This window comes from Salinispora cortesiana, from assembly GCF_000484695.1.
Lineage (GTDB): Bacteria > Actinomycetota > Actinomycetes > Mycobacteriales > Micromonosporaceae > Micromonospora > Micromonospora cortesiana.
In genome coordinates this window covers 38,921-46,421 of sequence record NZ_AXVR01000040.1, presented here as the reverse complement: position 1 = coordinate 46,421, position 7,501 = coordinate 38,921, and the positions used below count along the sequence as shown (strand labels likewise).

The 7,501-nt window shown below is 66.6% G+C and carries 10 protein-coding genes and 1 tRNA gene; all 11 read right to left on the bottom strand.

What is annotated here, in order from left to right; translation table 11 throughout:
• Window positions 1-290 precede the first annotated feature (290 nt).
• The 11 genes from K228_RS0117290 to K228_RS0117230 all read right to left on the bottom strand — a co-directional run bounded on the left by K228_RS0117290 (window position 291) and on the right by K228_RS0117230 (window position 7,423).
• Complete coding sequence (locus K228_RS0117290) at window positions 291-791, bottom strand: hypothetical protein (RefSeq protein WP_025619564.1); 501 nt, start codon at window positions 789-791, stop codon at window positions 291-293.
• 80 nt (window positions 792-871) lie between these two features.
• Window positions 872-1,075, bottom strand: coding sequence for a hypothetical protein (locus K228_RS0117285; RefSeq protein ID WP_025619563.1), 204 nt, complete (start codon window positions 1,073-1,075; stop codon window positions 872-874).
• Between the two features lie 147 nt (window positions 1,076-1,222).
• Entirely contained in the window at window positions 1,223-1,648 is a 426-nt protein-coding gene (locus K228_RS28400; protein WP_155244782.1) for a hypothetical protein, read from the bottom strand.
• 167 nt (window positions 1,649-1,815) lie between these two features.
• Window positions 1,816-2,175 carry a hypothetical protein gene (locus K228_RS0117275; RefSeq protein WP_245603500.1) on the bottom strand — a complete coding sequence of 120 codons (360 nt, stop codon included), beginning with the start codon at window positions 2,173-2,175 and terminating at the stop codon, window positions 1,816-1,818.
• Window positions 2,172-2,636 (bottom strand): hypothetical protein, encoded by a 465-nt coding sequence (locus tag K228_RS0117270; protein ID WP_025619561.1) that lies wholly within the window; start codon window positions 2,634-2,636, stop codon window positions 2,172-2,174. Before K228_RS0117270 ends, K228_RS0117275 begins: the two co-directional genes overlap by 4 nt.
• A complete protein-coding gene (locus K228_RS0117265) occupies window positions 2,633-3,439 on the bottom strand; it encodes a class I SAM-dependent methyltransferase (protein WP_025619560.1) in 807 nt (268 codons plus the stop codon). The genes K228_RS0117270 and K228_RS0117265 overlap by 4 nt, the downstream gene beginning before the upstream one ends.
• Before the next feature lie 313 nt (window positions 3,440-3,752).
• A complete protein-coding gene (locus K228_RS0117250) occupies window positions 3,753-4,004 on the bottom strand; it encodes a hypothetical protein (protein WP_025619558.1) in 252 nt (83 codons plus the stop codon).
• Entirely contained in the window at window positions 4,004-4,183 is a 180-nt protein-coding gene (locus K228_RS0117245) for a hypothetical protein (RefSeq protein ID WP_025619557.1), read from the bottom strand. Before K228_RS0117245 ends, K228_RS0117250 begins: the two co-directional genes overlap by 1 nt.
• Before the next feature lie 187 nt (window positions 4,184-4,370).
• Complete coding sequence (locus tag K228_RS0117240; RefSeq protein WP_080671626.1) at window positions 4,371-5,576, bottom strand: helix-turn-helix domain-containing protein; 1,206 nt, start codon at window positions 5,574-5,576, stop codon at window positions 4,371-4,373.
• Window positions 5,577-6,275: 699 nt separating this feature from the next.
• The gene (locus K228_RS0117235; RefSeq protein WP_025619555.1) at window positions 6,276-7,220 is read right to left on the bottom strand and encodes a tyrosine-type recombinase/integrase; all 945 of its coding nucleotides are present in this window, start codon (window positions 7,218-7,220) and stop codon (window positions 6,276-6,278) included.
• Window positions 7,221-7,349: 129 nt separating this feature from the next.
• Window positions 7,350-7,423, bottom strand: a tRNA-Ile gene (locus K228_RS0117230).
• Window positions 7,424-7,501: the final 78 nt, after the last annotated feature.

The following is a 7,501-nucleotide window of genomic DNA, read 5'->3' as shown; positions in this document are numbered from 1 at the left end:
TCGAACCCGTCGGGGGCGTCGTCGCCCCACTTCCATGCCGGCGCGTTGCCGGCGCGTTCCAGGAAGTCACGGCAGATCAGCGGGCCGCCATCGTAGCTGGCGTCGGCGATGTGCCAGTAGGTGACGGTGTCCGCGGTCGTCTGCGTCATGCAATTAGTGTACGACACAAACTCTAATAGTGCACGACAAAAACGCGCCCTGGCATGGATTCACCTCGCGACCTGGACGGGTGTCGACTGACATCGAAAGCGCCCCGCCTGGCCTTACGGCCGGGCGGGGCGTTGTGGTGTCTAGGTTGTCTTCGGTCGGCCTGGCTTGCGTTGCCAGCCGGTGTTGAACGCGTCGATGCTGCCCCGGGTGTATACGGGACCAGCGGCCAGCCGGGCGACCGGGGCCGGGAACGCCTCGTTCTCCCGGGCGAGCTGTTCGACCCGCTGCCGTGACACGTTGAGGATGCGGGCGATCTCGGCGTTGCCAACGAGGCTCATCGGGTGTGGTCGGGAGATCTCCCGTTCGTGGTCCTCGGCGGTGATGACGCGTAGGGCGGTGACCTCGGGTGCGCTGCCGATTGCCTGGCTGTGCGCGGTGCGGGCCGCGCGGACGGCCGCGTCGGCGGCTTGGCGGACGGTGGTCGCCTCGATGGTCATCTCCAGGCGCACCCGGTCAACGCCGGTGTCAACGATGATGCCGTAGCCGGGCAGGACGCGGGTGATCTCGGCGAGCTGATCGTCGGTGGGCTGCGTGCTCCAGCGGCGAATGGTTACGGCGGCGTGCCACTGCTGGGGTGTCATACTGGATTCCTCCATCCCCTTGTTCCTGTCGGATCCGGATGGGGTGGGGGGCCGCGCCGCTACGCGGCCCCCCTTCGCGGTTACCGCCGGTGGGCGGGGAACCGCAGTCCAGCGCCGCGTAGCGCGTTGAGCAGGTCCATCCACTGCTTGGAAGTGTGTGGCGTGTGCTCGAACGTCAGGGTCGTGATCCCCTTGCTGAAGATCCACGTCCCGGTGCGGGTTTGGCGGACGCTGAAGCCCTGCCGTGCCGCCGCTGCGACGATCTGGTCCATCCGGTTACTCATCTAGTCTCACCCCCTCCCCTTGTTCCTGTCAAGGAAATCCTAACAAAAACCCTTGCCGTAGGCAAGAGTTTAGGAGGTGGGTGATGCAGCAAAAACAAGCGCCCCGCCCGGCCGTGAGGCCAGGCGGGGCGCTTCGTGCTGGCGTGGTCAGTTTGGGACTGCGGCGGCAAACTCCGCTGGGGCGGTGGCGGTCAGGCTGGCGACCGCCCACCGATCGCCCTCCACCACAACCGCCCCGAACTGCCGCATTGACTCCACCCACCCGGACTGGGCCCCCGGAGCGAACACGGCAACCGTCACCTCATCCCCGGTGTCCAGGGTGCAGGTGCCCATCTCGTACCGTCCCGGATCGAGTGCGATCTGCTCTCCGCCGTTGCATCCGGCGGACCACATGAGCGCTACCACACCAAACACTGTGGTCTGCGCTGCCGGGGTCGGCTCCTGAGGACCCCAAGTCACGGGATCCGTGCTGTTGCTGCCCTGGGATGCCTGGGAGGTGGCTAGGACTAGCCAACTGAGCGCCAGGCCGACGAGGACGCCAATCAAGGATGCAGCTACGTCCCGGCGCACCATCGCTCCCCTCGTCGGTGGGCTGCCGCCACAGCAGTGATCACGATCGGTGTGCGGGTCACTACCGCACCGTACGACCGGCCGTCAAACCGGGCCGCCGTGACACGCGCTGGCCAGGGCCGCAGCCCGGCTCCCGGCAACCGCAGTGCCCGCCGGAGGGGTCAAGCTGGTCACGCCGCCCAGACAATCTCCTCGGGGGCCCTGCCCTCGGATACCGCCACTCGACCAGGGGTGATCCACATGTATGTCCGCATCGGCAGGTCATACATGCTCACCAACAGACCGGACCGCCACGCCGCGTCGGCCAGCAACGGGTGCAGCCGGTAGTCGCAATCGATCGTCACCGCGGAGCCCTGCTGAGGCGCCTGCCTGCCGAGGCGCTGATCGATCAGCTCGGCCAGAGCGGCGGCGAACCGGTCGGCCTGGGCGGCAGTGAAGCGCCGCCGTAGCATCGCTGTGCCGGTGGCGAGCTCGTTGGCCCACCAACGGGCGGCGGCACTGGCCTCAGGGCTCGGGACAACAGGCGTCATTGCGTGACACGGGAGCGCAGCAGCCAACCGAGACTGTCAAAAACCCCGTCCGGCCGGTACGGACGCCAGTGCGCCTGAGCAGGCGGCACTACCCAGCCGACCGTCAACCCATCAGGGGTAAGCCCCGGCGGTGCTGGCACCCAGGCATCCGCCCCATGGTGCAGCCGCCCACCATCCCGGGCGACCTGGTCAGGGTCCAGAAAGTCGGCAGCGAACACGAACATCCAACGCATCCGATCCGCCACGCTGGCCGGGCCCAGCAGCATCGACCACCACGGCGGACGGATGGTGGCAGTAGGTACCCGGGTGAGCAGCCGGTGGTGGATTATCGCCCCAATCGGTGAGGAGATCTCCAGTACGTCGAACCGCGATGCCTGCAACGCAGTCCCCCAGCGGCGTGGTTGTGCCGGCCAGCCGTGGGCGGCGTACTCGGCTACCGCACGAGCCGACCTGGCGGTCACAGTGCACCTACTTGCGGGACCCTGCCGACCGCGAGCAGGTTAGCGCTGGCGTGGATCAGCTCGGGACACTGGTCGTCCGCCATCTGGGCGGCTAGCACCATGTCGGCCACTCCCGTGTCGTCCAATTCGTACCGGTCAACTGCAACCGCAAGCCACCCGCCCGGCCCACCGACCCCGTGCACATTGACTATCTGTAACCCCGCCCCAGTCAGCTCATCGCGTAGACCGTCAACGGTGTGGTAATAGGTTGCTGCCGGCCACCGGTCGTTGCGGCGGCTCCATCCCTCTCGCTGGATGTCCTCAACGATAGGCCGACGCTGAATGAGTTGCCCGGCAATGGCCGCGCCGAAAAGGTTCGCGTGTCGCCCCAGAGCCACCACCGCCACCAGGCCGCCGGGTCGGGTCACCCGCACCGCCTCGGCCAACGCCACCCGCCGCTCCCGCAAGTCCGTCAGGTGGTACAACGGCCCCGCCAGAAGTGCGGCGTCGAACGAAGTTCCATCCCAGGGCAGGCTTCGAGCATCGCCGACAACCGCCGACACCCCCGCATTGCGAGCTTGCTCGACATGATGGGCCACTGGGTCAAGCAGTTCGACCGCGTGGCCCTGACCCTGCATCCACACTGCGTGCGCGCCCGGTCCACCCCCGATGTCGGCGACTCGACAGGGTGCCGACGGCAGGTAGCGGTCCAGCAGCTCGTGCAACCGGGCCGCCTCCAGCCGACCCCGAATGGTCGCCTCCAGACGACCGCCTTCGTCGTAGCTATGCACGTAGTGATCGATCAGGTTCTGACTATCGCCCATCGCGTCCTCCAAGTTTGATGAAAAGTTGCCGTTTCCAGACCGCCTGGCCGTCCGGTCTGTCCAACTCGTAGCCCTCCACCCACGCCCACCCGGGGTAGGTCGGCCGATCGAGGACCCGGATCACCCGGACCGTGACCGGGTGAACGAACTGCGGAGAGGCGTGTCGGTCCAGGGTCAGAGTGGCCCCCGCACTCAGCCCGGTGCTTGCGGACTGGGCGATCACCTGAACTGCCCGATCACCACGGCGGTAACCACGATCACCAACACCAGCGCGGTAATCAGCTTCTCCCTAGCCGTCGGCGGTTCGGGGGGTTCAGGCGCTGGCATCGGCACACGATCGCCGGCCCTGCGCATCCAGCGGGGGCGCCCAGTTGTCCTGCCCGACCGTGGCGAGGTAGTCGTAGGCGGTCTCGGTGGGCGGACACGGCCATGCGGACCGGCAGATCGGGCACCGGTCCACCCGCGGCCAGTGCTCGGTGATGATCCGACGGGCGGACAGGATCATCCGGTTGCGAAGCTGCACCGTCGACAGGCTGCCCGGGCTGGGCCGGGCGTGGGTGGCCATCACCGGCGGCAGGCCCGCTGTCGGGCCAACCGGGTCATCAACGGCCGATGATCGAGGATCACCGTCGGCTGGTCCCACAGCGGGCGGTAGGCACCGGCCCGCGCCGAATACACCGTGGCGGGACCGGTGGCGTCCAGCCGTGCGGGCCGGCGGCGGAGTCGACGGAATAGCCGAATCATGCGCGTGCTCCCTCACCCTCGACGGTGGGTGAGGCGTCCGCCCTTTCGGCTGCAACCGCCCCTACCCGATCTGTCGTGCACGGCTGATTCGGACGGGGGGCCGAACCAGCCGTGCCGCAACAGAAGGTAGGCGTGCTATTACGCTGCGGCTCTCACGGTGTGGGGGACTACCCCGTAGCGGGGTACTTCAGACCACACCCACCAGCTCTGCGAGGCTGCGCAGTTCATCCCGATTAGTAGCAGTTTCCCTGGTCAGCAGCTCCCGGACCGTCGCCCGCATCAGCAGATTCAGCGAGGACTCCTCGGGGGACTCCCGGTGCGCGCGTTGCAGCATGTGGATCGCAGCGTAGTCATCGCGCTTGCTGGCGTACGCCCGTGCGAGGTGCGTGAAGTGGGAGTGCCTACGCTCAATTGACGGCGACCGGCCAATATCGATCCGTTCCGCGATCCGCGCGGCCTCCCCTGGTCGGGATAGTTCCAGCGTTGCGGCAGCGCGGTGGATGGCCGCGTTGGTCGGACCGAAAAAGATGAAGTGGTGCTCTGTCTCCCCGGTTCGGGCCGCGAGCGCGTCGGCCCGGTCGAGCACGTCGAGTGTCCGTCGCTCGTCTCGCAGGCGGGCGTACTGGATGGACAGCAGCAGGTGCAGTCCACCGAGGGCCGCGAGGCGAACCGGATCGTCATCGGTGCTGCGTTGCAGGTCGGCGATGGCCTGCTGGCACATGTCTACCGAATCTTCGGTATGCCCTCGGTTGGAGAGCACCTGGCCCATGTTCCACGCTGCGGATGCCCGATAGGCAGGATCATCGGCTTCGTACGCGGCTGTCAGGGCCCGATCAGCAGCGATCACCGCAAGATCTTGAGCGCCGACCCTCTTCGCAAACGCGCGGACGAGTAGGTACAGGTCGGCCGCGACCCGCTGTGCTTGCCGTCGCTCCTTGCCGTCAAGGCTGGCGACCGCGGCCCGGGATGCGTGTACCAGGCCCGGCAGGACCGGGCTGGTGTAGGTGTAGCGTTGCCGCGACTGGTACCACGTCGTCCACGCCAGCCGGACTGCTGACCGCAGCTCAGCGAGGTTCGATAGCTGGTCGGCATCGGGTGCGTAGGCGGTCATCGCCGCCCGCAGCGGCGGCACCGATTCGTGTTCAGCCCGGTCATCGGGCATCACCCCGAGCGGATGACCGGTCAGTTTGTAGAGGTCACGAACATTGAGGATCCGAGCAATCTCGATCCAGTCGCCCAGGCTGTTAACTGAGCGCTCTCCGGATTCCCACTTTCGCCAAGCGCCCACGCTGACGCCCTTGAGCTGGGCGCACACCTCCTGGGTAAGCCCGCGCCGTTTGCGATAGAGCTTGATCCGCCCACCGGGCGGCATTAGGTCGTGCTTTGGCTCCATGTTGGCCTCCCAGGTTGAGGACTGGGCGGCGGGCCGCCGGCCTCAACCCCGGCGGGCCGCCAGCATCGACGGTACTCCCCGCCCACCACGTCACGCCGTCACCCGGCCGTGTGGTCACCTCGGGCGCGTCGCTCCGTACGAATTCCCGTACATCCGCACTCCTGGAGCCGGCCGATTTCGTCTCAGTCTATGCGTGTCGGATATTCAACAAGCCGCGAAAGATGCGAATCCCGCTCGCAAATATTGCTTGTCGATTGTGGAACTGGTATTAAACTAGGTCCGGATCGGTGATCAAGTAGTGACTGACCGTAAAGATCTGGCGGGGCCCGTCGCGCGCCAGCACCCCCGCCCCAGACCCATCCACGACACGCCACGAGAGCCCTGGCCATCCGGGTAGCACATATGTTCGACTCACGTTCCCTGTCCGACACTCAGCGGAGGTCATCTACCACACCATGCGCCAGGCCACGACACCCCAGTTCCGACAGGTCATCACTGCGGTTGCCCTAACGACGGTCAGCTTTACCAGCTTGCTAGCTGCTCGGTACATTCGCCGACAGGTCTACGACGCCGGGTATGTAAACGGGTACGCCGATGGCCTGACAGCGCCGGTATACGAGGGCCGCGGGCGTCGACGACGACTCAAGGTCGTTCGGTGATCCGCTGCGTGGGGCCACCCTGGGTGGCCCCACCGCGTTCCTAGACTCCGCCCATTACGTCGACCCGGTCATACGCTCGCCGTGCTCTGGCGGACCGGGCAGACCGGCCGTAGTGACGCAGCATCTGCGGCGACTCCCAGCCCGCTAGCTCCTCCAGATCACCCTCCGCACCACCAGCGTCCAGCCAGCGATGGGCGAATGTGTGGCGAAACAGATGGGGCCAGAGCCTGATGCCGAGCCGCGCGCCGCGCCGCTCTATCGCCTGTCGGATGCCGGATGGGGTCATGGCACCTCGACGCCGGACGCCCACCCAAAGGGCTGTCGCTCCGCACTCGACGACCGCCTTGTGGCGGGCACGGACGCGGAGGTATCTATCGATAGCTACAGCACAGCGATGGTCGTAGCGCACAGTACGAGTCTTGCCGCCCTTGCCAGTAACGGTTGCCTCACGCTTAGAGACTGCGAGGTCATCGAGCGTCAAACTTGCGATCTCGGCGAGTCGGCCACCGGTACCGGCGAAGAGCCGGATCAACGCCGCATCACGGCGAGACTCAAAATCTCGGCCCGACTCGGCGTCCTTGAGTAGCAGTGATAGCTGCTCCTGAGCGATGACCGGCGGAGGCGTCTCGCCGAGCTTCGGCGCTGCGGGCACTGCCACCTTGGACATCGGGTTGGGGGCGTCCTCCTCTGCTGCGAACCAGCGCCAGTACTGCTGGAGCGCGCCGCCGATGTTGTGCACGTACTTGCGGGAGTATCCAGCGTCTTGCAGGTGCAGGAGAAAGCGTCGGATGTGCTTGTGGTCGGTCTCGTGCCAGTCGTGCAGCGTCGGCGAGTCGGTCGCGAGCCAGCCGGCGAGCCAGCCGATCGAATCGGTGTATCGCTCAACGGTCAGGGGGGACCTGCCTGCGGATTCCAGGTGAAGTGTGAAGCTTTCGATCCACGGAAGTGCCCACTCGGGCACACGTGGACGTGGGTGGCGTGGCATACCCCCACCTTGCCCGCAGTTGCGGGCAGGCGAATCGGCCGGAAGCCGCGTACCTCTGTCGTCTCTGAGCATCGTTCGGTCCTCCGCGTGAGTGGAGTACCGGCGTTTATGCAGGTGAAGCGGTATAGGTGGGGCTAGCTGGAATCGAACCAGCGACCTCAGAGTTATCAGCTCTGCGCTCTAACCGACTGAGCTATAGCCCCGTGTTGCGACGAGCAAGGTTAACCCATCGGCCTGGCCGCCCCAAAATCGGGGGTGACTCCGGCCGCTCCCCGGCACCG

What these genes read in the sequence shown, in the direction of transcription:
- K228_RS0117290 (WP_025619564.1), bottom strand. Translation starts at nt 791, where the DNA reads ATGACACCCCAGCAGTGGCACGCCGCCGTAACCATTCGCCGCTGGAGC.
- K228_RS0117285 (WP_025619563.1), bottom strand. Translation starts at nt 1,075, where the DNA reads ATGAGTAACCGGATGGACCAGATCGTCGCAGCGGCGGCACGGCAGGGC.
- K228_RS28400 (WP_155244782.1), bottom strand. Translation starts at nt 1,648, where the DNA reads ATGGTGCGCCGGGACGTAGCTGCATCCTTGATTGGCGTCCTCGTCGGC.
- K228_RS0117275 (WP_245603500.1), bottom strand. Translation starts at nt 2,175, where the DNA reads ATGACGCCTGTTGTCCCGAGCCCTGAGGCCAGTGCCGCCGCCCGTTGG.
- K228_RS0117265 (WP_025619560.1), bottom strand. Translation starts at nt 3,439, where the DNA reads ATGGGCGATAGTCAGAACCTGATCGATCACTACGTGCATAGCTACGAC.
- K228_RS0117250 (WP_025619558.1), bottom strand. Translation starts at nt 4,004, where the DNA reads ATGGCCACCCACGCCCGGCCCAGCCCGGGCAGCCTGTCGACGGTGCAG.
- K228_RS0117245 (WP_025619557.1), bottom strand. Translation starts at nt 4,183, where the DNA reads ATGATTCGGCTATTCCGTCGACTCCGCCGCCGGCCCGCACGGCTGGAC.
- K228_RS0117240 (WP_080671626.1), bottom strand. Translation starts at nt 5,576, where the DNA reads ATGGAGCCAAAGCACGACCTAATGCCGCCCGGTGGGCGGATCAAGCTC.
- K228_RS0117235 (WP_025619555.1), bottom strand. Translation starts at nt 7,220, where the DNA reads ATGCCACGCCACCCACGTCCACGTGTGCCCGAGTGGGCACTTCCGTGG.